This window comes from Micrococcus sp. iso_229 (assembly GCF_058072725.1).
In genome coordinates this window covers 37,900-59,126 of record NZ_JBYRDV010000002.1, presented here as the reverse complement: position 1 = coordinate 59,126, position 21,227 = coordinate 37,900, and the positions used below count along the sequence as shown (strand labels likewise).

Annotated in this window: 26 protein-coding genes; 17 read left to right on the top strand and 9 right to left on the bottom strand. The window is 66.8% G+C overall.

Annotated elements, in window-relative coordinates; all coding sequences use genetic code 11:
• Positions 1-63: 63 nt before the first annotated feature.
• The 3 genes from AC3RKA_RS11510 to AC3RKA_RS11500 all read right to left on the bottom strand — a co-directional run bounded on the left by AC3RKA_RS11510 (position 64) and on the right by AC3RKA_RS11500 (position 1,550).
• On the bottom strand, positions 64-696 hold the full coding sequence (locus AC3RKA_RS11510; protein WP_238692754.1) for an HNH endonuclease family protein: 633 nt from the start codon (positions 694-696) through the stop codon (positions 64-66).
• A gap of 101 nt (positions 697-797) precedes the next feature.
• Positions 798-1,247, bottom strand: coding sequence for a helix-turn-helix domain-containing protein (locus AC3RKA_RS11505; protein WP_119218018.1), 450 nt, complete (start codon positions 1,245-1,247; stop codon positions 798-800).
• A 3-nt stretch (positions 1,248-1,250) separates the two neighbouring features.
• Complete coding sequence (locus AC3RKA_RS11500; RefSeq protein ID WP_031943823.1) at positions 1,251-1,550, bottom strand: hypothetical protein; 300 nt, start codon at positions 1,548-1,550, stop codon at positions 1,251-1,253.
• A 309-nt stretch (positions 1,551-1,859) separates the two neighbouring features.
• Here AC3RKA_RS11500 and AC3RKA_RS11495 point away from each other — a divergent pair, with 309 nt between their 5' ends.
• Positions 1,860-2,036 (top strand): hypothetical protein, encoded by a 177-nt coding sequence (locus AC3RKA_RS11495; protein ID WP_153239426.1) that lies wholly within the window; start codon positions 1,860-1,862, stop codon positions 2,034-2,036.
• A gap of 152 nt (positions 2,037-2,188) precedes the next feature.
• Entirely contained in the window at positions 2,189-2,449 is a 261-nt protein-coding gene (locus AC3RKA_RS11490) for a hypothetical protein (RefSeq protein ID WP_127435104.1), read from the top strand.
• Here the strand turns inward: AC3RKA_RS11490 and AC3RKA_RS11485 are convergent.
• The 3 genes from AC3RKA_RS11485 to AC3RKA_RS11475 form a co-directional block, all read right to left on the bottom strand.
• Positions 2,446-2,910 (bottom strand): hypothetical protein, encoded by a 465-nt coding sequence (locus tag AC3RKA_RS11485; protein WP_069941825.1) that lies wholly within the window; start codon positions 2,908-2,910, stop codon positions 2,446-2,448. The two genes, AC3RKA_RS11490 and AC3RKA_RS11485, sit on opposite strands and share 4 nt — an antisense overlap.
• 449 nt (positions 2,911-3,359) lie before the next feature.
• Positions 3,360-4,025: an HNH endonuclease family protein gene (locus AC3RKA_RS11480; protein WP_087114239.1), complete on the bottom strand. Its 666-nt coding sequence runs from the start codon at positions 4,023-4,025 to the stop codon at positions 3,360-3,362.
• 167 nt (positions 4,026-4,192) lie between these two features.
• Entirely contained in the window at positions 4,193-6,931 is a 2,739-nt protein-coding gene (locus tag AC3RKA_RS11475) for a DNA methyltransferase (protein WP_087114238.1), read from the bottom strand.
• Positions 6,932-7,103: 172 nt separating this feature from the next.
• Here AC3RKA_RS11475 and AC3RKA_RS11470 point away from each other — a divergent pair, with 172 nt between their 5' ends.
• Positions 7,104-7,910 carry a YfbU family protein gene (locus AC3RKA_RS11470; RefSeq protein WP_087114241.1) on the top strand — a complete coding sequence of 269 codons (807 nt, stop codon included), beginning with the start codon at positions 7,104-7,106 and terminating at the stop codon, positions 7,908-7,910.
• Between the two features lie 60 nt (positions 7,911-7,970).
• Here AC3RKA_RS11470 and AC3RKA_RS11465 read toward each other — a convergent pair whose 3' ends face one another.
• Positions 7,971-8,801 carry a hypothetical protein gene (locus AC3RKA_RS11465; protein ID WP_127445826.1) on the bottom strand — a complete coding sequence of 277 codons (831 nt, stop codon included), beginning with the start codon at positions 8,799-8,801 and terminating at the stop codon, positions 7,971-7,973.
• A gap of 226 nt (positions 8,802-9,027) precedes the next feature.
• Positions 9,028-9,624: a recombinase family protein gene (locus AC3RKA_RS11460; protein ID WP_087114237.1), complete on the bottom strand. Its 597-nt coding sequence runs from the start codon at positions 9,622-9,624 to the stop codon at positions 9,028-9,030.
• 300 nt (positions 9,625-9,924) lie between these two features.
• Between AC3RKA_RS11460 and AC3RKA_RS11455 the strand changes: the two genes are divergently transcribed.
• The 6 genes from AC3RKA_RS11455 to eno all read left to right on the top strand — a co-directional run bounded on the left by AC3RKA_RS11455 (position 9,925) and on the right by eno (position 14,052).
• Positions 9,925-10,431 carry a universal stress protein gene (locus tag AC3RKA_RS11455; protein ID WP_002854163.1) on the top strand — a complete coding sequence of 169 codons (507 nt, stop codon included), beginning with the start codon at positions 9,925-9,927 and terminating at the stop codon, positions 10,429-10,431.
• Between the two features lie 5 nt (positions 10,432-10,436).
• Positions 10,437-11,174: a 2,3-bisphosphoglycerate-dependent phosphoglycerate mutase gene (locus AC3RKA_RS11450; protein ID WP_063718739.1), complete on the top strand. Its 738-nt coding sequence runs from the start codon at positions 10,437-10,439 to the stop codon at positions 11,172-11,174.
• The gene (locus AC3RKA_RS11445) at positions 11,171-11,674 is read left to right on the top strand and encodes a fluoride efflux transporter FluC (protein WP_002854165.1); all 504 of its coding nucleotides are present in this window, start codon (positions 11,171-11,173) and stop codon (positions 11,672-11,674) included. Before AC3RKA_RS11450 ends, AC3RKA_RS11445 begins: the two co-directional genes overlap by 4 nt.
• Positions 11,671-12,042 (top strand): fluoride efflux transporter FluC, encoded by a 372-nt coding sequence (locus AC3RKA_RS11440; RefSeq protein ID WP_002854166.1) that lies wholly within the window; start codon positions 11,671-11,673, stop codon positions 12,040-12,042. The genes AC3RKA_RS11445 and AC3RKA_RS11440 overlap by 4 nt, the downstream gene beginning before the upstream one ends.
• A gap of 47 nt (positions 12,043-12,089) precedes the next feature.
• Positions 12,090-12,575: an inorganic diphosphatase gene (locus tag AC3RKA_RS11435; protein WP_002854167.1), complete on the top strand. Its 486-nt coding sequence runs from the start codon at positions 12,090-12,092 to the stop codon at positions 12,573-12,575.
• Between the two features lie 142 nt (positions 12,576-12,717).
• On the top strand, positions 12,718-14,052 hold the full coding sequence (gene eno, locus AC3RKA_RS11430; protein WP_002854168.1) for a phosphopyruvate hydratase: 1,335 nt from the start codon (positions 12,718-12,720) through the stop codon (positions 14,050-14,052).
• On the opposite strand, the gene AC3RKA_RS11425 is transcribed toward eno, so the two are convergent.
• Positions 14,037-14,963 (bottom strand): LysR family transcriptional regulator, encoded by a 927-nt coding sequence (locus AC3RKA_RS11425; RefSeq protein WP_002854169.1) that lies wholly within the window; start codon positions 14,961-14,963, stop codon positions 14,037-14,039. The genes eno and AC3RKA_RS11425 overlap by 16 nt on opposite strands.
• Positions 14,964-15,033: 70 nt before the next feature.
• Here AC3RKA_RS11425 and AC3RKA_RS11420 point away from each other — a divergent pair, with 70 nt between their 5' ends.
• From AC3RKA_RS11420 to AC3RKA_RS11385, 8 genes are all read left to right on the top strand, one after another.
• Entirely contained in the window at positions 15,034-16,191 is a 1,158-nt protein-coding gene (locus AC3RKA_RS11420; RefSeq protein WP_002854171.1) for a TDT family transporter, read from the top strand.
• Positions 16,188-16,772, top strand: a complete 585-nt coding sequence (locus tag AC3RKA_RS11415) for a uracil-DNA glycosylase family protein (RefSeq protein ID WP_002854173.1) — start codon at positions 16,188-16,190, stop codon at positions 16,770-16,772. The genes AC3RKA_RS11420 and AC3RKA_RS11415 overlap by 4 nt, the downstream gene beginning before the upstream one ends.
• A gap of 140 nt (positions 16,773-16,912) precedes the next feature.
• Positions 16,913-17,515, top strand: a complete 603-nt coding sequence (locus AC3RKA_RS11410; RefSeq protein ID WP_002857200.1) for a recombinase family protein — start codon at positions 16,913-16,915, stop codon at positions 17,513-17,515.
• A 6-nt stretch (positions 17,516-17,521) separates the two neighbouring features.
• Positions 17,522-18,916 carry a TnsB C-terminal domain-containing protein gene (locus tag AC3RKA_RS11405; protein ID WP_002857201.1) on the top strand — a complete coding sequence of 465 codons (1,395 nt, stop codon included), beginning with the start codon at positions 17,522-17,524 and terminating at the stop codon, positions 18,914-18,916.
• Positions 18,913-19,725: an AAA family ATPase gene (locus AC3RKA_RS11400; protein ID WP_002857202.1), complete on the top strand. Its 813-nt coding sequence runs from the start codon at positions 18,913-18,915 to the stop codon at positions 19,723-19,725. The genes AC3RKA_RS11405 and AC3RKA_RS11400 overlap by 4 nt, the downstream gene beginning before the upstream one ends.
• Before the next feature lie 191 nt (positions 19,726-19,916).
• Positions 19,917-20,447: a TetR/AcrR family transcriptional regulator gene (locus AC3RKA_RS11395; RefSeq protein ID WP_002857203.1), complete on the top strand. Its 531-nt coding sequence runs from the start codon at positions 19,917-19,919 to the stop codon at positions 20,445-20,447.
• Positions 20,444-20,788, top strand: a complete 345-nt coding sequence (locus tag AC3RKA_RS11390) for a DMT family transporter (protein ID WP_031943843.1) — start codon at positions 20,444-20,446, stop codon at positions 20,786-20,788. Before AC3RKA_RS11395 ends, AC3RKA_RS11390 begins: the two co-directional genes overlap by 4 nt.
• Positions 20,788-21,117: a DMT family transporter gene (locus AC3RKA_RS11385; protein WP_020628217.1), complete on the top strand. Its 330-nt coding sequence runs from the start codon at positions 20,788-20,790 to the stop codon at positions 21,115-21,117. Before AC3RKA_RS11390 ends, AC3RKA_RS11385 begins: the two co-directional genes overlap by 1 nt.
• Positions 21,118-21,227 lie beyond the last annotated feature (110 nt).

The window sequence follows — 21,227 nt, the reverse complement described above, 5'->3', positions numbered from 1 at the left end:
GCCAGCATCGTCCATCCGTTCAGTGGCATGGTCACCCACCCCCCGGACACGTTACGGCCTCGCTCACCCAGACGGGCAGGAGGCCAACACCCTGCGCATCGCCGCGCGCTCGCGCTCGGTGACGCTCAGCCCCCACTTGGCCTTCACCACCACCTGGTGCTCCACGAGCTCACATCGGCCCGCAACGGTGTCCGGCAGCCAGTCCGCCGCGGTCGCATCCGACTTCGAGGTGTTCGCCGGCCCATCCACGGCCAGCAGATTCGCCGGGTCGTTGGCGAACGCCGTGCGCTGGGACTCGTCCCACGCCCACGCCCCGGAGGCCCAGGCATCGGCAAGGGAGACCGTGTGGTCGATATGCACGGCCTGGGAGTCCTGGGAGGAGAAGGGGATCGTAGCGCCGCTGTAGGGGTCCACGAGCTGGCCGGAGAGCACCTTGCACCCCTGCGTGCCGGGCTTGATCTGCACCTGTGTCAGGTCGCGCCGCAGCACGTCGTTGCGGGTGTCACAGCCGTTGCGGTCCACGTCCGCCCAGCGCTGGCCGAATGCGTCTCGCGTGTAGGCGCTGGCCGGTGCCGCGGAGGTCAGGGCCAGCTGCTCGAGCTGGCCCCCGACCGGGCCGGCCGCCGGCGTCGGGGACGTGTCGCCGAGTGAGGGCAGCTCCACTCCGCTGGGCAACGCCACCTTGGGAAGCTTCACCTCTGGCACCTGGACCCCCTGCACATGTCCACCCCCGACGGCGCCAACCACACCCAGAGCGGCCACCACGGCGACGACGCTCGAGACCCATCGACGCACGCTCACGAGCCCGCCCCCTCACCCTCCTGCGGAGTGGGCACAGCCTCGATCACGGCGTGCAGCCCATGGCTCACCCGCAGCCGGCGCGCGGCCTCGGCGGTAGCCGCCCGGTGCAGCTCCACGGGAATCACCTCGATGCCATCACCCATGTCCGGCTCCTCCATCTCCGGCAACCACCTGTAGAAGGAACCGCGGGAAGCGTAGGTCAACATCAGCGCGGCACCGGCCTGCTCATGCACGCGCAAGGTCTCGGCGATCAGCTCCTCCACGAGGCGCTCGCGGTAGTCCTCCAGGCGGGTCATGGCCGAGTCGATCCAGGACCAGTCCCGCGGCGGGTTCTTGCCGAACTCCCAGCGGGTGATGCTCTTCTCCGCGACACCCAGGGTGTCGGCGAGGGCGTCGCGGGACAGACCGAGGGCCTCTCGGCGGCACTTCAGCTCGATAGCGTTCATGGCTCAGCCCTCCGCCTTCTGGTCGGCCGGCTCGTCCTGGTCGGTCACGCCGTACTCCTGACGCAGGGCCTCCTCCTCGAGGCGCAGGCGAGTGATGGCCTTCATCAGGGGCTCGCGACGGGTGTGCAGCTCGTTGTTGGCGGCGTCCTCCCAGCTGTCCAGGGTCCAGCCGGCGCCCTGGATCTTGCTGACCATGACGGCGTCGGGGGCGCGCAGGTCGTTCTTGATGCGGGTCCAGGTGGAGGGCGAGGTGAAGCCGGCTTGCCGAGCCATCTCGTTGACGGAGTAGTAGAAGGTGGTCATGGGGGTGCTCTCTCAATCTGGAGGCGACAGAATCACCTCACGTAGGTCTAGCGATACACGTCAAACCATACGCGTCATTCCATACCCCCGCAACCCTTATCCACAACCTTCCCCCCGTCACCACTGCCCCTGCTACGGTTTGCACAGGTCGAACGTGAGCCCATCCCGTAGGGCCTGCGACTTAGAAGCCCTCCTGGCCATCCCCCCTCCGCGCCGGGAGGGCTTCGCTCTGCCTGGCGCCCAGAAGGGACATCACGGCCGCGCGACGGCCTTATCCACGGTGAAGGACACCCGCGGATCGGAGGAGCCATGAGTATCGAGGTCGAGCACCTGGAGGCCGCCCTGGCCGAGGCCAGCGAGGTGGTGACCGACAGCGAGCGCGCACATGCGAGCACCGCAGCCTGCCATTGGTGGCACTGCTGCCAGGTGCTACAGCGGTTCATCGACACCCCGGACGCCTTCCCGCCTGTGGCGCCGATCGCCTAGACTCGACCCCAGAAGCGCCCCGCTTTCCCGTTGATCTGACAGTCGCAGGAACCTCGCGGGGCGCTTTCGCGCGCCCAGAGCTTGTTGCCCTCCACCTGCCAGCCCACCTAGTATGTTGACGTCAGATCAACGTAAGGGTGGAGGTGTCCCTGATGATCCAGGTGTCCTGGCAAGGGCGGATGACCACGTCCCTGCCGTCCACAGATTCCGAGGTGGCCCGCTGGGTCGCCCACGACCGTCCCGAGATGGTGCGCGCCCAGACCGCCGACGGCACCGCCTACCGGCCCGACGCCGCTCAGGTCCTCGCGTTCATGCAAGCCCAGGCCCACCTGGCCCAGATGCTGCGCTTCCAGTACGCCGCCGCCCACGGGCTGGTGCCCGCGCACGCAGGCGCCGTGCTGACCGCGCCCTAGTCCCGCCACTTCTGCGGAATGGCATCCACCATCATCTCTCGAAAGGTCTCGGGAGCGTCTGCCTGGCCCCTCATGGTTGCCTTGTCCTGCACTACCACCGCGACGAGCAGAAACAACGGAGTGAGAGTACTGAGGATGTAGCCCGGAGCAGACCACATCTCCGCCGCAAGGCCCATCACCAGTAGCCACAGAGACCCGTAAAGGATCGTCGCCCATGCGGACCACGGAAACCGCTTCCATCCCGTAGGGCGAAGACTCGCCAGCACCCGCAAGCTGGTTGCCGCCAAGACCGCAAGGACAGCAGACTCCTTTACCCATGCAGGCTCGTCGGCGGTCGCGCCAGCCGCCGCCAGCAGAGCACCCCCCGCCGTTATCACGGAGGCCAACAACGTGATAACCGCCGCTCTGTATCTCCCCTTCCTCGCCCACTTCTCTTGCAGCTCCTTCGCGCGAGCAGCCACCACATCATCGGGCAGTGGGTCAGCGGGCCGTGGTGCTCGATCTTGGGCAACCACAGCGCGGAAAGCAGCTACCACTCCGCACACCCCCAGCACCCAATCGACCACGTTCAGCGATCCGCTCCTGCGCCTCGGTGCGCGCGACATCCTCAGCACCCCCTCTCGAGGACGCGGGTGTGTCGGGGCGTCTACCCGGGACTCAGCGCCACGTGTTCAAGACCCGTGCTCTCGGTCATGGTCGTTCTCCGTTCAGGTAGTTCGGCGCCGTTTCAGTCGTCCTCGCCGCGCAGGTAAAAGCGCAACACGCCCACGATTCGCTTGTGGATCTCAGGGGTGGCCGTGACAGACATGGGTACGAGCACAAGTCCTCGAACCAGCCCCCCGGACAGACCAATGCCCACACCCGCAGCCGTCAACGTCTAGGGGATGGGCGCCATTGCGGCCGCGCAGCCTCAGTACCGGGTCACCTTAAGGGTGGTGTTCGTGCAGGAGGCGGCCTTCTTCACCAAGAACGCCTTCTCCGTGGCGTCAGCCTTCAACCCCCAGCGGATCTTCACCGCGGTCCAGTCAGCGATGTACTTGCACTGGTTCTTCGGCGGCAGCCACTGCTCCGGACCGCGGGCCTGCTTGGCCGAGTTCAACGCCGAGGTCTGCGCGTTCAGCGACCGGTCATCCCCCAAGTCGTTGTAGAACGCCACCCGCTTGGCCTTGGTCCAGTACCGAGCTCCCGAGCCCCACGCCTCATGCACGGGCACCAAGTGATCGATCTGCAGCGTCGATGCAGACGTGTGCGTGCGCAGATCCCAGCTGCTCACCCACTTGCCCGTGGCCACCGTGCACTTACGGGCCGTCGTGAACTTCGGGGTGGTCTTGGACTCCGCGATCAACACCTCCGCCCGCGTGTTCTGGCAGTCCCTGTTCGCATCCTTCCAGTCCCCGAACTGGGCGGCCCGGTCATAGCCGGCATTTTTCTCCGCCGCCACCGGCAACGACGCCACAGCCGTGCGCAACGGGGCCGAGTACGTGGTGCCGGCCGCCGCCGGGCCCGCACCCCCCAGGACAGCGGTGGCGACGAAAACAGCAGCAGTGGCCAGAGAAGCCAGAGAGCGTCGTGACATGGGCGAGTTCCTTGCTCGAGTGGATGACGCGATGCGAAGTCGCATCGCAGCTGAGCCTAAGGGGACTGGTACACGGATAGGTGACAGTTTGTCTCACGCCGCGTGTGCGGTCGTAGCCGAACAGACCAGCGGCCTCGAACGCTGACCCATCTCCGCGCCGGGAGCGCTCAGGCGCGCTCGGCGTACAGCTCCATCAGGCGCGTCTGACGGTCCTTCTCGGTCGCCCCCGCCGGCAGGCTGAGAAGGCCGTCCATGACGCGATCCAACCCGGCGTGCGCCTTCACCAGCGCAGGGTCCATCGCCAGCGGGTTGTAGTGCTGGGCCAGCGAACGCTCCGGGTGCAACGCGCGGGCCTCGAGCACCCCCTCACCTGCGGTTATGAGCTTCGACCGGTCCGTCTCGGACAGCTCCGGCAACGGCAGGGTGTTCCACACCAGCGTGTTCGAGAACCGCAAGTCCGACTTGATCTGTCCACCGACCATGCGCTGCCATGCGATGAACGCCGACGACGAGATCACTGCGAAGGCTAGGCCATCCTCGTCCGGGACGACGAAGTTTGCATCTCCCGCGATGACCTCGGGATCGAAGCGTGCGGCCGTGAAGAAAGCCCTGTTCTCCGACACGTGGCGGGGAATGCACAAGTACGCCTGGGAGGGAGCCCGGCGTTCTCCAAACAGGTGCGGCGTGGCTGCGAGCTTCCGCGTGGCCGCGCGCTTGCTCGCGGCCCGGTACTCCCGATTCCGCTCGATGCGCTCGCGCAGGAACGGAGAGCGAGCGACATCATCGGCATCGACGTCGACCAGCCACAGGCACCAACGGTCGAGGTCGTGGATGAGCTCGCGGGCGCCGACGAATCGGCGCACATATTTGGAGGCCCTCGCGTCAGCCAGCGCGGTGGCATGGCCCTCCGTGTCCAAGAGCAGGTTGCCGCCGTCGTTGGCCATGCTCCCAAACACCGCCCCCGGAAGGTCTGTGCTGAGCGGCTTGCTTCGGGGCTGCACAAACACGTCAGGCCCTTCAACCAGGTACGGGTTGATGCGGCTCACCGGCTGCATCTCCGGTGTCCCTGCGCCGGCCCGGTAGGAGAAGAGCGGCCTCGAGGAGCGCCGCTCCTTGACCATTCCGACGATCACGCAGTGCACGGCCGCGGCGTTCGCCGCTTCAGAGGTCCAAGTGAACGTGCGATGCGCGAACAGCACTGTCCACCCGTCCTCGAGCAGATCACTGAAGAGCGCAGCCACCTGCTGCCCCTGAGTGATGCTGTTCGTCGTCACGAACGCGAAGCTCGCCTGCTCGGTGTCGGCCAGGTAGGCCGCGGCCTTGGCGTACCAGCCCGCGCAGTAGTCCAGAAGCCCAGCCTTGCCACGCGGCCACAACGCGTTCGTTTCAGCCTTCTGCTCGGCCGTCATCAATCGTGCCCCGATGAACGGAGGGTTGCCCATCACCCGCACGTCCTCCGACGCCGGAAGAACCGAGTTCCAGTCCAGCTCGAGCGCGTTGCCGACCACAATGTGCGCCGACTCCGACAGGGGCAGCTGCTCCGGGGAGATGCCGATCTTCAACGACATGTCCTGGTTCGCCTGGTGGTTCACCAGGAACATCGCCGTCCGGGCGATGGTCGCCGGCCACTCCTCCAGCTCGATCCCGTGGAAGTGCGGCATGCGCACCTTCACCGTCTCGTCCTCATCCAGTACCAGCGCCGTCTGGGAGCGCTTCTTCGACAGCTCCTGCCGGCGCACCAAGATCTCCAACTCCAGGGCACGCAGCTCCCGGTAGGCCACGATCAGGAAGTTCCCGCATCCGCACGCCGGGTCCAAGAACCGCAGCTGCCCAAGTCGCTCGTGCAGCCGGCCCAGGGCGGCGCGGTCGTGGATGCTCCTCACGAACTCCGCGCGCAGCTCATCCAGGAACAACGGGCCGATCAGCTTCAGGATGTTCTCTTCGGTCGTGTAGTGCTCCCCCAGCTCCCGGCGCGCCTCCTTCGACTTCACCGCCTGGAACAGCGACCCGAAGATCGCCGGCGAAATCGACCCCCAGTTGAACAGGCACGCCTCGATCAGCTTCTGTCGCATGGAGGCGTTGAAGTATGGAATCGAGATGGACTCCCCGAACACGGACCCGTTCACGTACGGGAAGCGCAGCATCAGCTCGTCCGTGCCGGCCATGCGCTTGTTCACCGGACGGTTCAGCACCTGGAACAGCGCGGTCAACTGCGCGCCCAGGTCCGAACCGTCCTCCGCGGTGCGGGTCTGAATGAACTCCAAGAACAGATCCCGCTCCCACAGACCCGAATCGTCCGCGAACAGCGCGAACAACGTCCGCACGAGAAACACCGACGCCTCGTGCTCGTCGTACCCGGAGCCCTCGAGCTCCACGTAGAGGTCAGCCATCAACTGCGCGGCCTTCACGGACGCCGCGGCCTGCTCGGCCGAACCGAACTCGCGCTTCTGGTAACCGGCGATGAACCCGAACCGCTCGGCCTCCACTGGCAGCTGCTCCAGCGGGAACTCGACCACAGCCTCCTCCCCGGCCGGGGCGTCCAGGTCGCGCAGGCGGAACGTCTCGAAGTCGCAGGTGATCACGTACCGCGGCTGCTCCGCGTCGGGCACGTTCGCCAGGTACGTCAGCGCCTGATCCTCGGCGGCCGCCAAGTCCTTGCCCAGGGACTTCTGCTCCGCGATGAGCATGCCGGGCCAAAACACGTCGATGAACCCGGCTCCGCCGTCGGCCTTCTTCGCCCGGCTCTCGTACTGGGCCACCTTGCGGCGACGGATTCCGTAGACCGCGAACAGCTCCGTCCAGAACGACTGGGACTCACCCCGCTCGTAGGACTCCCCCGCCCACTCGTGCACGAACGCGGCAGCGTTCGCCCGGATCTGGTCCCAGGACAGGGGTTTGGTCTGCATGAGGGCCGGCCTTTCGACGGTGATCGATCCATCATGCCCCGCCCCTTCGGGCAGTGGAGGCAGTGGCGGGCGGCTGCAGTCGTGGCCCCACCACCCCACCCGCCGATTCAGCGCCTATGATATACTGTATTTCAGTACGACAATACCGTCATACATGAACAAGGGAGGCATCATGCCCACAATCACCATCCGACTGACCGACCAGGAGCACGTCACAGTGAAGCAAGCGGCCGAAGACGAAGGGGTGACCCTGAGCGAGTTCGTCCGGGCCGCCCTGCACACGGCCCTGCCCTCAGCGCAGCGGCCCAGTGACACGCTGGGGGGAGAAGTTCCGCCCCCTGACTCCATCCCTCTGCACGAGCGCCAGCAGCTCGCCCTGCTTCATCGCATCCTGGCCAACGTCCTGCCCAAGGACGCCAACGGCCCCGACGGTGACCGCGAGTACCAGCTGCGGCGGGCAGAAGTGCTCGAGAAGGGCTACACGGGCGAGTACCACACGGAGGTGGCCGGCTTCAGCCACGAGCTCTCCAAACCCGACTCGACCCTGTTGATGGACATCCTCGACATGTTCCGCGTCATCACCGCCAGCCGAGCCCGGCTGGATAAGGAAGAGGTCAGCCTCGATCCCAAGATCGAGTACAACCTCGTCTTCCGCGGCTTCGACTTCCACGAGCCACTGGAAGCACAGATGGCGGAGTACACCGAGTTCCTCATGAACGATGGCCGGTGGACAGACCTGCAGGAGCAGTTCAATGCAAGCGACCGGGGAAACTCACACGTGCCCATGCTCGGCGCCTACCGCCGCATGCTGAACGAGTACAGCACGATCATGGCCACCCGCCGCCCGGGTGACTACCGCGGCCGGCTCAAGCTCTCGGCCGAAGAGCTCACTCAGATCGCCCAGGCCAGCATCCACCCGTCTCACCGCCGGCACCCCTCTGGGGACCAGGCAGAGGCCACCTCACAGCAGACAGACTGAGACCCGGCCGGGGCACCCTCCTTGCGCTACGAAAGTGAGGAGGGCGCCCTAAGGATCCGACTAAGCGCCGCCCTTGTAAACCCCCCTCGGGACAGGCCTCAAAATGCCATCGATGGGATCTGGAAGTGCAGCCGGGTCGGCTTTGGATTGTCGGTTCAAACGATCTGCGCCAGCTGCAATCCTTGCTACCCGTTCCAGTGGGGACTCCTTATAGGCCCCTGACTCTGTCGGCAGTATGTCCTTGAGCTCCGGCGGTGAATGAGTGAGGCCTGGCACCGGGGAACCATCCCCCGCATGAATGCAGACTGCACCCGCCTCATGAATAATCGCGGGGAAAAATGAAGTCAAGGTAAAATCTGAAGCCGTATCTGGTAACGGGGTCGGGGAAAAAATCATGCTGATGCAGAGCAAAGTGTTGGACCCATAGCCCGACAAGTCAATTATGAACGTGGAGTCACAACTGGGAGACTGAATAATTGGCTCCCCTAGGGTCAACTGGCGCAACTGCACCTCATTGAGACTGTCCCTTCGATAAAGCACACCGGAGACGCCCAAGCTTTGAGCGATCATAAGGTCTCCCATGACGTATATCCCAATGCCTGCGTCCGATGCTGCGGGGAGACGCACGGGAAGCTTCATCATTGCCGAGAAAATTTGTACCCGGTCCACCATGTCAATCGATGGCAGACGGGCGACTTTACGATCCTGCCCGCCGGTTTTCTTCGAGGGTTGCACCGAGGTCATACCGGAACGGTGGTAATGGAGTTTAGGCCGGTCATCTGAGCTCCGGACGATTTCCGATGAGGGGTCAGAATAAAGACCGCCACCTTCCGGAACCACGAGACGAGAGTATGTAACATCTGCCCAGGTGTCCATGACGGGGAAGATCATGATCCCTCCATCCTTTTTTAGAATGGATATTGTGAAGATCTTTTTGACTTCGGTCGATCCCGCTTCCCGAAGAAAAACTGGCACGCTTCGTCCGCCTGGAAACTTTTTTCCAGGCATTATAATCCCTGAATTTGACGGGGATAGTTGGCTCATCAATTTTCTCCCATTCTCCGATTTATTACAAAGACTTGAATTACTCGCATACAGGGGCGTCCGACAAATAGATCTAATTGATGGCCCCTGCGGCCTGCGTCTGCGATCCGGAACGTCTCAAAGAGGTGTATAGGGTCTGCCGGCTCACCCCGAACGCGCGCGCCACTTCGGCCTTCGGGATCCCCATCTCGATCATCACGCGCGCCTGCTCCACGTCGGTGTCCGAGAGCTTCGGGGTCTGGACGTACTTGCCGCGGGCCTTGGCTAGGGCGATGCCCTCGGCCTGACGCTCCTTGATCCGGCGGCGCTCGAACTCAGCGAATGCCGCCAGGATGCCCAGCATGAGCCCATCGACTGGGGAGTTGCCGGACTTGTCCACGGTGATTCGCTCTGACACGAACTGCACCGCGCACCCCTTGCCGGTGAGCTCGTCCACGATTGCGTAGAGGTCCCGGGTGTCCCGGCCGAGCCGGTCCATGGAGGCGACCTTCACCAGGTCCCCCTCGCGGACGTACTTCATCAGCTCGGCCAATCCGGTGCGCTTGGCTCGGGAACTGCCGGAGATCTTGTCCTGGAAGACGCGGTCGCACTCCCCCACCGCCTCGAGCTGACGATCCAGGTTCTGCTCGGCCGAGCTGACCCGCACATAGGCCACAGTCTGTCCAACCACGTCTTAGACCCTCCGACACTTCTGTCTAACGGCCCGTTTTGGGACCGTCTCTGACGTGATGGTGTGAACAGCTTCGCTCTGTGTCGTCCTTCAAGCTTCTCTCCCTGTCGTCCCGCGTCACGAAGCGGACCGGTTCTCGAGGTGCGGAAGATCGTCGGTGCGGGCATGGGGTGGTGGGTGCATACTGGTGGTGTCTTCGGACCCGGCAGTGGGGCTTGCCGGACCCAACCTCGACACTCGTCGACAACAGTCCCTATCTCAGCTGGTTGCGCTTCTGTGCGCCTGAGGTAGGGAGATGTCATGGTCGAGTCGAACACTGCCGGTGTTGTCGTGGTCGGTGTGCAGTCCGGGCAGGGGCACGACGTCGTCGGTGTCGCGGCTGCCGTCGCTGAACGCTTCAGCGCCCGCCTGGTGTGTGTGGTCGTCGATCCGGCGCTGCTGTCAGCGGGGGTGCGTGCGGACGGGTCGGAGATCATCGAACCGATCGACCCGGACACGGCGGACAGCGACCCGCAGCAGCTCCCCGACGAAGACATGCGGGTCATCAGAGATCTTGCTGCGGCGCGATCGGTCGACGTGGACTTCGTCTCCCGCGTCGGGGACCCGAGTCACGCACTCGCTGCGGTGGCTGAGGAACGTGACGCGGTGATGATCGTCGTCGGATCCCAGGCTGGCCGACGCCGGATAGCGGAACTGCTCACCGGGTCCGTCGCCGCGCACCTGACGCATCAGCAGCACCGGCCGATACTGGTCGTCCCGCACGACCCGGTCGGCGCCACCGTCCTCCTCCCGTCGGAAGCCCCGTGACGGGCATGCTGACGCTCCTGCGGCATGGGGAGAGCACCGCGAACGAAGCCGGCACCTTCACCGGGCTCCTCGACGTCCCGCTCACGCACCGCGGCGAACGGCAAGCATCCGCAGCCGGACAGCTCCTCCGGTCGAACCACATCACGCCGGACGTCGTGGTCACCTCCACATTGCGCCGTGCCGTCCGCACCGCCGAACTGGTCTGCGACGCCCTCGGGACACAGCTGCCCACGGAAGCGGTGTGGCAGCTCAACGAACGCAACTACGGTGCCCTGACCGGGATGACGAAGACCGACGCCCGTCGGATGCTCGGTGACGACGAGTACGTGCGGCTCCGCAGGTCCCGTACCGGCACACCGCCACCGATGTCGCTGCACCTGTGGGAGGAACTGCGGTCGAGCTCCGCGCTGCGCGGCCTGCCCGACGGCGCCCTCCGACGCACCGAGGCACTCTCGGACGTCATCAAGCGGGTCCGCCCCGTCTTGCACGACCGGCTCCTGCCGATGGTGCGGTCAGGGCGGAGCGTCCTCGTCGTCGCGCACGGGAACTCGCTCCGCGCACTCTGCGCATGCATCGACGACCTCACCGACCCGGAGCTCGAGCAGCTCAACCTGCCGACCGGGCAACCCGTGCAGTACCACCTCGCCCCGACGGGTGCTCTCGTCCCGCGGGGTGGGGCGTTCCTGGATCCGGTAGCAGCACAGCACGCCGCGGCGCTGGTCGCGGCAGAAGGCGGAACATGACCACCCGAACGGACACCCCGATGCCCGACGACCAGCTCCCTCCCGACCCGGACGTCGACGTCTCCGACCCGGCAACGACCATGCGGCCGGTGCATCTGCGGTGGCGGTACGTCGGCCTCGTCGCCGTCGGTGGGGCCGGCGGTACTGCCCTCCGCGACGTCATCAGTAGCGTGCTCCCTGCCGATGGCGGGGTGAGTTGGTCGATCTTCTGGATCAACATCACCGGGGCGCTGGCCCTCGGTGTGCTGTTGGAAGCGCTCGCGCACCGTGGGCCCGATGCCGGTCGCCGGAGGGTGCTGCGGCTGCTCCTCGGGACAGGGGTCCTCGGCGGGTTCACCACCTACAGCACCCTCGCCGAGTCCACCGCCGCCCTGTTCCTCGACGGCCACGGCCTCGCTGGCACCGGCTACGCGCTCCTCACTGTCCTATCCGGCGCGATCGCGACCGCCTGCGGTCTCGTCGTCGCCGGCTGGTTCCGTCCCCGAACGGAGGAAGCATGAACGCCGCCCTCATCGTCGTCGTCGCCCTCGGTGGCGGTGCCGGCGCTGCCGGTCGGTTCCTCCTCGACGGGCTGATCAACACCGGCCGGGAGTTCCGGCTCCCCGTCGGCACGCTGACGATCAACATCACCGGGTCGCTGCTGCTGGGGATCATCGTCGGCGCCGCCACGCACCTCGGCGCGGTGCCGGTCGCGGTCCTCGGCACCGGGGTGATGGGCGGCTACACCACGTTCAGCACCGCCAGCTTCGAAACCGTCCGCCTCGCCCGCAGCGGACGGATCACCGCCGCCGCGATCAACGGTCTCGGAATGCTCGTCGTCTCCGTCGCCGCCGCGACCGCCGGCATCCTCCTCGGCGGCACCCTGTGACCACCCCACTCACTGACCACCCACCCGCTCCAGCACCGGAGGTACCCATGCTGTTCGACGTCACGATCGAGATTCCCCGCGGCAGCGGCAACAAGTACGAGGTCGACCACACCACCGGCCGGATCCGGCTCGACCGGGCGGTGTTCACCAGCATGGTGTTCCCCCAGGACTACGGCTCCATCGACAACACCCTCGGCGATGACGGCGACCCCCTCGACGCCCTGGTGCTCCTGCCCCGTCCCACGTTCCCCGGCGTCGTCATCACGGTCCGGCCGGTCGGGATGCTGCGCATGGTCGACGAGAACGGCGGCGACGACAAGATCCTCACCGTTCCCGCTGGCGACGACCGCTTCGCGCAGCTGCGGGACATCACCGATGTGCCGGAACACACGCTGGCGGAGATCGAGCACTTCTTCGCCCACTACAAGGAGATCGAGCACGGCAAGCACGTCACCACCAACGGGTGGGCCGACCGTGCTGCTGCCGAAGCCGTCATCCGCACCGCACAGAACGCCCACACCCGACACCCGTGACCCACGGGTCCACAGACTGCCGCGGGGAGGCACTGGCGCTGAGTGATCGCCAGCAGGTCGTCCCTCCGCCTCCCCGCGGCTTCCCCTTCCAACCACAGACCAGCTCGACGCATGACCCGAACCGAACCGAAGGAGCGTCACCATGAACGACTACATCAGCGGCATCCACCACCACGGAGCCCATCAGGGTGAGTACGTCACCCACCACGACCACCCCGTCACCATCGACGCCGTCCACGGCGCCCGCATCCTCGACTCCCGCGGCTACCCGACCGTCCGCGTGTCCCTCGAGCTCGACGACGGCCGCACCGTCACCGGGGACGCCCCCGCGGGCGCATCCACCGGCGCCCACGAAGCCGTCGAGCTCCGCGACGGCGGTTCCGCGTTCGGCGGCCGCGACGTCACCCAGGCGCTCCACCTGATCGACACCGACATCTCAGGGCTCCTCACCGGCCGGTCGTGGTCGGCGATCGGGCAGATCGACGCCGCCCTTGCCGAACTCGACGGCACCACCGGGTACCGCCGGCTCGGCGCGAACAGCGTTGTCGCCACCTCGATCGCCGCATCCAGGGCCCTCGCCCATGCCGCGGACCTCCCGCTCTGGCAGTGGATCGCTGAGATCACCGGCTCGACGCCGCGGATGCCGGTCCCGCACTTCAACGTCCTCAACGGCGGCGCGCACGCAGCGAACGAGCTGGACTTCCAGGAGTTCATGATCGCTCCCGTCAACGCAGGCTCGATGGCAGACGCCGTCCGAATCGGCGCAGACGTGTACCACGCTCTCGCGGCGCTGGTTCGGGACCGGTTCGGCAGCCTCGGCCTCGGCGACGAGGGCGGTTTCGCACCGTCGATCGCTGCGCCCGAGGAAGCGCTCGACCTGCTCGTCGACGCGATCCGTACCGCCGGCTACGAGCCGGGCGTCGATCAGGTGGCGATCGCGCTCGATCCGGCCGCGAACGAGTTCTCCCAGGGCGACGGCTCCTACCGGGTGCTCAACGACAGCCTCGACCGGGACGGGCTGGTCGACTACTACCGGCACCTCATCGACACGTATCCGATCCGGAGCATCGAAGACGCGTTCGCGGAAGACGACCATGAGGGGTTCCGCCGCATGCAAGCGGCGCTCGGCGACCGGATCCAGATCGTCGGCGACGACCTCTACGTCACCGACCCACAGCGGATCCGCGACGGCGGCGAGCAGCAGCTGACGAACGCGGCACTGATCAAGCCGAACCAGATCGGGACCGTCTCCCAGACCCTCGGCGCGATCGCCACCGCCAAGAGCATCGGGATGGCCAGCATGGTCTCCCACCGTTCTGGGGAGACCACGGACACGTTCATCGCGGACCTCGTTGTCGGGACCGGCACCGGGCAGATCAAGTCCGGCGCACCCGGCCGCGGGGAACGCGTCGCGAAGTACAACCGGCTCACCGAGATCGCCGAGCAGCACCCGGAGCTGCCCTACGGACTGATCTGACCACCGGTACTCGAGCTGCGAGCAGTGTCCAGGAACGCCGTCACAGCGGGCCCCGGGCGGCCTGACCAGATCGCTCGCAGCGGCCGGATCAGTGGCGGGCCGAGCAGTAGCGCCCGGACGAGGGCACCGTCTTCGAGGTCAGTGTCGACGGTGCGGAGACTCATCACCGCGGGCGCGATGCCCGCTCGAGCGTTGGCGCGGATGATGCCAGTCGTTTCCAGCACTGCAGCCGGCGGGACCAGGGTCAGACCCGCGTCGTCGAGCCACGCTTCGACCGTGGAGCGGGTGCCGGACCCTTCCTCACGGAGCAGCAGGGGTGTCTCCGCGAGGTCATCCGAGGTGATGGCCGAAGCGCTTGCCCAAGGATGGTGCGGGGCGACGACGACCACGAGTTCGTCCTCATCGACCACCAACGATGAGAGGCCAATCGGCGCAGCAGGAGTCTCCGTGAACCCGACGTCGGCAGCGCCGGAACGGACGAGGTCGGTCACGTCGGCGGAGTTCCCCGCGATCAAACGCACCGACGCATCCGGCGTGGCAGCACGGTGGGTGAGCAGCCATCCGGGCAGCAGGAGTTCGGCGATCGTCTGCGACGCTGCGATCACGAGGGATCCCGCCGGTTCCCGCAGCGCGGCGACGCCTGCTTCAAGCCGCCGGGAGGCCTCCAACACCGGGACGGCGAGACCGAGCACCACCCGGCCGGCGTCGGTCAGCGCGGTCCCGGATGCCGTCCGGTGCGCCAGCGGCTGACCGGTCGCCTGCTCCGCGGCACGCAAGCGCGCAGACACCGCCTGCTGTGTCACCCCCAACACCTCGGCCGCGCGGGTCAACGACCCGGTCTCCGCGACGCGGACGAGGACCTCGAGGGTGTCGAGGTCCAGGATCCGGTCCGTCAACCGCCGCAGTGCCACAAGCAACCATTGTGCCCTGCCAACGAGTCCGCCGTTCCCGAACCACGGGGCACACGCGCACGATGGGTGCATGTCCGCTCACCTCGCCCACGCACCCGCAGCCTCTGAGCACGGTGTGCGCGACCGGCGGCTGTTCCGGGAGCTGGAGCGGCCCGGCCTGATCGTGTCGAACCTGACCCCGAACTGGTTCGCGTCGATCATGGGGACCGGGATCGTCGCCGTCGCGGCCGCGTCGTTACCGCTGCAGTTCCCCGGTCTGCGCACGGCGGCGACGGTCGTCTGGGCGATCGCGGCGGTCCTGCTCGTCGCCCTCACCATCGCGACGGTCCTGCACTGGGTCCGCTACCGGAGCACCGCAGCGAAGCACCACCTCAACCCGGTGATTTCCCACTTCTACGGCGCACCGCCCATGGCGTTCCTCACCGTCGGCGCCGGCACGATCCTCCTCGGCAAGGACTGGATCGGCCTCCCCGCCGCCGTCACCGTCGACTGGGTCCTCTGGACCATCGGCACCATCGGCGGCCTGCTCACCGCGGTCCTGGTGCCGTACCTGGCGTTCACCCGCCACGAGAACACGCCCGAATCCGCGTTCGGCGGCTGGCTGATGCCGATCGTCCCGCCGATGGTGTCCGCCTCGACCGGTGCGCTCCTCCTGCCGTATGCCCCCGCCGGGCAGGCACGGGAGACCCTGCTGTGGTCCTGCTACGGCTTCTTCGGCCTCAGCCTCATCACGTCCCTGGTCGTCATTACGCTGATCTGGAACCGTCTCGCGCAACACAAGGTCGGTGCCGCCGGTATGGTGCCGACCCTGTGGATCGTCCTCGGACCGGTCGGACAGTCCATCACCGCGGTAAACCTCCTCGCATCGAACGCCCCCGCCGTCGTCGACGCGTCGACCGCCCACGCACTGCTGGTCGTGGCGCTGGTGTACGGGTTCGCGATGCTCGGCTTCGCGCTGCTGTGGACCGTCATCGCCCTCGCCATCACCATCCGCACCGCCCGCGAACACCTGCTGTTCAGCCTGACCTGGTGGTCATTCACGTTCCCCGTCGGCACCTGCGTCACCGGCCTGAACGGCCTGGCCCTGCACTCCGGACTCACCGTCGTCGCCGTCCTCGCAGTCGTCTACTACGTGGGCCTCGTCGCCGCGTGGATCACCGTTGCCGTCCGCACCTTCCACGGCTCCGTCATCCGCGGCACACTCCTCGCACCACCACAGCCGGCATGAGCACCCCCGACGAACTCGCGGACGAGGTCGCGGACGTTCGATCCCTGAACGCCCTCGCCGAGGCATGGCGCACCGCACCCGACGGTTCACGGCGGTTCGTCCCGAACTTCGACCCGAGATCCGGCGGCACATCCAGCCGCGTCCTGGTCCTCATGCAGTCGCCCGGCCCCCAGACGATCGCCGCAGCGCACACGGCGATCTGCAGCGAGGACAACCCGGGCCCGACCGCGGCCGCGTTCCGCGCAGCCCGCATCGAGTCCGGACTCGCACGCAACGACTACCTCCGCTGGAACCTCATCCCGTGGGAGATTCTCGGCCGCGTCCGACCTGTGGACATCGACGAGGGGCGACACGCCCTCGAAACTCTGCTCAAGGTGCTCCCCGTGCTCGATGCCATCGTCACGTACGGTACCGCCGCCCTCAACGGAGTCATGCGGCACCTCACCCTGGACGAGCACCCCCGACTCGTACCCGTCATCGCGGCACCACACCCCTCTCCGGCCAACGGCCGCCATCGCGCGGAACAACAACGACGTTCCGTCCAAGCGCTCCGGCTCGCGGCGCTGACTCACCGGCTGTAGCAAATACGAACGACTCCGCTACAACTGCCCGTGCCGACGGTTCGGCAGCGTGTGAGGCGGCGTGTCTTGTAACGGAACCCAATCCCGGAATCTACGTGCCGCCACTACCCCTCCTGGTCGAGTTTCGCTACGTTCTCTCCATGGGTCACCTCCTCGGGTACGCGCGCGTGTCCACCACCGACCAGGACGCGTCGCTACAGATCGACGCGCTGGGCGCCGCCGGCTGCTACCGCGTGTTCGTCGACACCATGTCCGGGTCGCTGCAACACCGGCCCGAGCTCGACAAGCTCCTCGACCAGCTCCGCCCCGGCGACACTCTCGTCGTCTGGCGACTCGACCGGCTCGGTCGATCCATCCGGCACCTCATCGACCAGCTGCACGCACTCGCCGAACGCGGCATCGGGTTCCGGTCGCTGCAGGAGACCATTGACACCACCTCACCCGGTGGCCGGCTTGTGTTCCACGTCTTCGCTGCGCTGGCGGAGTTCGAACGGGACCTCATCAAGGAACGCACCAACGCCGGCCTCGCCGCCGCCCGAGCCCGCGGCAGAACCGGCGGCCGACCATCTCGGCTCTCCGCGGACCAGGTGCGCACCGCACGCCGGCTCTACGAACAGCAGGACATGACCGTCGCGCAGATCGGCGATGTCCTCGGCGTCAGCCGCACCACCATCTACCGGACGCTCGCGAAGCACGCCGAACCCGTCGCCCGCCGACGCGCAAAGCCCTCACCGACGATGTAGCCGGTCATGGACGCGAGCGAGCGGTGGCGAATCCTTCGACTGCACGTCGAGGACGCAATCCCGCTTGCCACTCTGGCCCGCAGCACGGGCGTCACCGAGCGCACCCTGCAACGCTGGCTCGCCCGCTACCGGACAGGCGGATACGCCGCCCTCGCCGACGACGCTCGCGCCGACCATGGCGTCCGACGCACAGCACCGGAACTCGTCCGCCTGGTCGAAGGGCTTGCGCTCACCAAGCCGCGGCCGTCGATCGCCACCATTCACCGTCAGGTTGGCGTCCACTGCGCTGAACGGGGACTGCCGTCGCCGTCGTACTCCGCCGTGCGGTCGATCGTGAACGGGCTCGATCCCGGAATGGTGACGCTCGCACTCGAGGGGCCAGCGTCATACCGTGACAAACACGAGCTGCTGCTCCGACGTCGCGCGGACCGCCCGAACGCGATCTGGCAGGCGGACCACACGATGCTTGACCTGCTCATCGTCGGGCCCAACGGCAAGCCCGCACGGCCGTGGTTGACGGTGATCCTCGACGACTACTCCCGCGCGATCTGCGGGTACATGGTGTTCCTCGGTGCCCCGTCAGCGGCGAACACCGCGCTCGCGCTGCGCCAAGCGATCTGGCACAAGCCGGAACCGGACTGGCCCGTCTGCGGGATCCCGGACGTGCTCTACACGGACCACGGGTCCGACTTCACCAGCCATCGTCTCGGCGACACCGCCGCTGTGCTGCACCTCCGCATCATCCACTCGCAGGTCGCCCGGCCCCAGGGGCGCGGGAAGATCGAGCGGTTCTTCGGCACGATCAACACCGAACTGCTCCCAACGCTCCCCGGCCATTTCGCAGCCGGATCCTCGGCGCCGACGCCGGCGCTGGATCTCGGCGGCGTCGACAGTGCCATCAGCACGTTCATCCGCAGCTACAACGCCCGCACCCACCGCGAGCTCCGGACGAGCCCACTGCACGCGTGGATTGCAGACGGGTGGCTGCCACGGCTCCCGGAGTCCCTTGAACAGCTCGACGGGTTCCTGCTCACCGTCCCCACGACGCGGGTCGTGCAGCGCGATGGCATCCACTTCGAGGGCCTCCGCTACACCGCGGCCACTCTCGCGCCGTTCGTCGGTAGCACCGTGAGTGTCCGGTACGACCCACGCGACGTCACCGAGATCCGCGTCTTCCACCGCGACGTGTTCCTCTGCACCGCGATCAGCACCGAGCACCAGACCGAGACGATCAGCCTCAAGCAGATCCAAGCCGCCAGGAACGCTCACCGCCGGGCTTTACGCGGGCAGATCCACGAACGCATCGCGATCGTCAATCCCAAACTCGACGACACCACCACACCGGCAGCCGTCGAGACGGATCGGCCGCGACTGAAGACCTACGAGGAGGACCGGTCATGACGAGCCAGTTCATCGTCACCAAGGAGCACCGCCGGTTCGCAGAGTTTGCCGACGCGGTCCGGAAGCAGAACACCATCGGCGTCTGCTTCGGGCCCGCCGGCGTCGGCAAGACCCTCTCAGCGCGCCGCTACGCGCACTGGGACAGCATCGGCCCGTTCATCGCCAGGTGGGCCGCACGCAGTGAAGACGACACCAAGATCTATGCCGCGGCCCACCGCGCCCGGACCGTCTTCTACACGCCCGAGGTCTCCGCGACGATGCGCGCCCTGCAAGAGGACCTCCGGCACGACATGATCCGCACCGAACGCTGCATCGAGGAACACCTCGTCCTCCACGGCGGCCACGTCGACCACGCGCACGGCCCCAACCCGTCACTGCTCGAGCTGATCATCATCGATGAGTCCGAACGCCTCACCGGCAACGCCATCGAGTGGCTCCGCGACCAGTACGACCGAACAGGCATCGCGATGATCCTGATCGGCATGCCCGGCATCGAGAAGCAGTTCACTCACTACCCACAGCTCTACAGCCGACTCGGGTTCGCCCACCAGTACCGCCCCCTCGGCCACGACGAGCTGCTGTTCGTCCTCGAACGTCAATGGCGCAAGCTCGGCAAGACCCTCGACCCCGACGACTTCACTGACGCGCAAGCCATCGCCGCCGTCGAACGCATCACCCGCGGCAACTTCCGTCTCCTCGAACGTCTCCTCCCACAGATTCAACGTGTCCTGAAGATCAACGAGCTCGACGTCATCACCAACGACGTCGTCGAAGCCGCCCGCAGCACCCTCGTCATCGGCACCACCTAACCCGACACGGAACGCAGCGAAAACCGCGACACAGAGCGAAGCTGCTCACACGGGACACTCGGCGCCGCGGATTTTCGCGGCGCTCGGCGTCGTATCTGTGTGTGCCGGTAAGCGATCCCCTTACGGGACGCCTGCTACCCATAGCGCTATGTCACTTGACCGACCAAACGTTTGGTCGGTACTCTCGGGGCATGGCAAAGACGACCGAGCAGCTGCTCGATGATGCGATCGCCGTGCTGCGGCGCGGTGGCGTGGTGACGATCGATTCCGTCGCCTCCGAAGCAGGCATGAGTAAGGCGGGGGTGGTGCATCACTTCTCCTCGAAGGAGGCGCTGATGGTCGGCGTCGTCAATCGGGTGATGGACCTCTGGGAGGGACAGCTCGCCGCGACGATCGGGGAGGTCACCGATCCGGTCGAGCGGCTGCGCGCGTATGTGGACTTCGAGGTGCTCTCCGATTTCGACGGGGGCGATCTCGCGCTGCTCGCGGATGTGAAGCTGCGCGACACTCTCGCCGCCCAGTGGCGGGAGCGCCTGCGGCCCTGGTTCGGGGAGGACGCACCCGGCGACGCTGGCCAGAAAGCCGCGTTGCAGTCGGCGCGTCTGATCGCTGACGGCGCCTGGACCGACCAGGCGCTCGGACTTCTGAGCATGACCGGTGAGCAGCGTGCACTCGTGCGCGGCATCGCCCAACGACTGATCGATGAAGGAGTACAGAAATGAAGTGGGTGTTCCTCGCCGGGGCGATCGCGCTCGAGGTGACAGGCTCCCTGTCACTGAAAGCTGCCGTCGACGCCCCCGGATTCTTCGCGCTCGTCGCGGTCGGCTACATCGGAGCGTTCACGCTCCTGGCCGGCGCGCTCAAGCAGGGCATGCCCCTCGGCGTCGGGTACGGCATCTGGGGAGCCGCCGGAGTGGCCCTGACCGCGATCCTCTCCGCAGTCATCTTCGGAGAGCCGCTGACCGCGCTGATGACCCTCGGCATCGCCGTCGTCATCGGCGGGGTCCTGTGCGTCGAGCTCGGCTCGCAGGCCGCGACGAAGAAGCGTGAAGGGACCGTCTGATGGCCTACCTGTTCCTCATCATCGCGATCATCTTCGAGGTCGCCGGCGCCCTCTCGCTGCGCATGGCGACCTCCGGCTCCAAGAAGAAGGGCCTGTGGCTGCTCGCCGTCCTCGGCGGCTACGGCATCGCGTTCTTCGGCATCACCATGGCCCTCGTGGAGGGCCTGGCCCTCGGAGTCGCCTACGGCATCTGGGCCGCGTCCGGTGTCGCGCTCACCGCGGTCCTCAGCCGCATCCTCTTCAAGGAACCGCTGACCAAGGTGATGGCGGCCGGTATCGGCCTGATCATCGTCGGGGTGCTCATGATCGAGCTCGGAGCCGCGCACTGACCCCCGCGCCGGTGGCCGCCGATCCATCTCAGGCGCGATCCGCGGCCGCCGGCGCCTCAGAGCCTGCGGCGGCACGATGTCCAGACGACGCGCCCCGTCTCTCTAGCCAG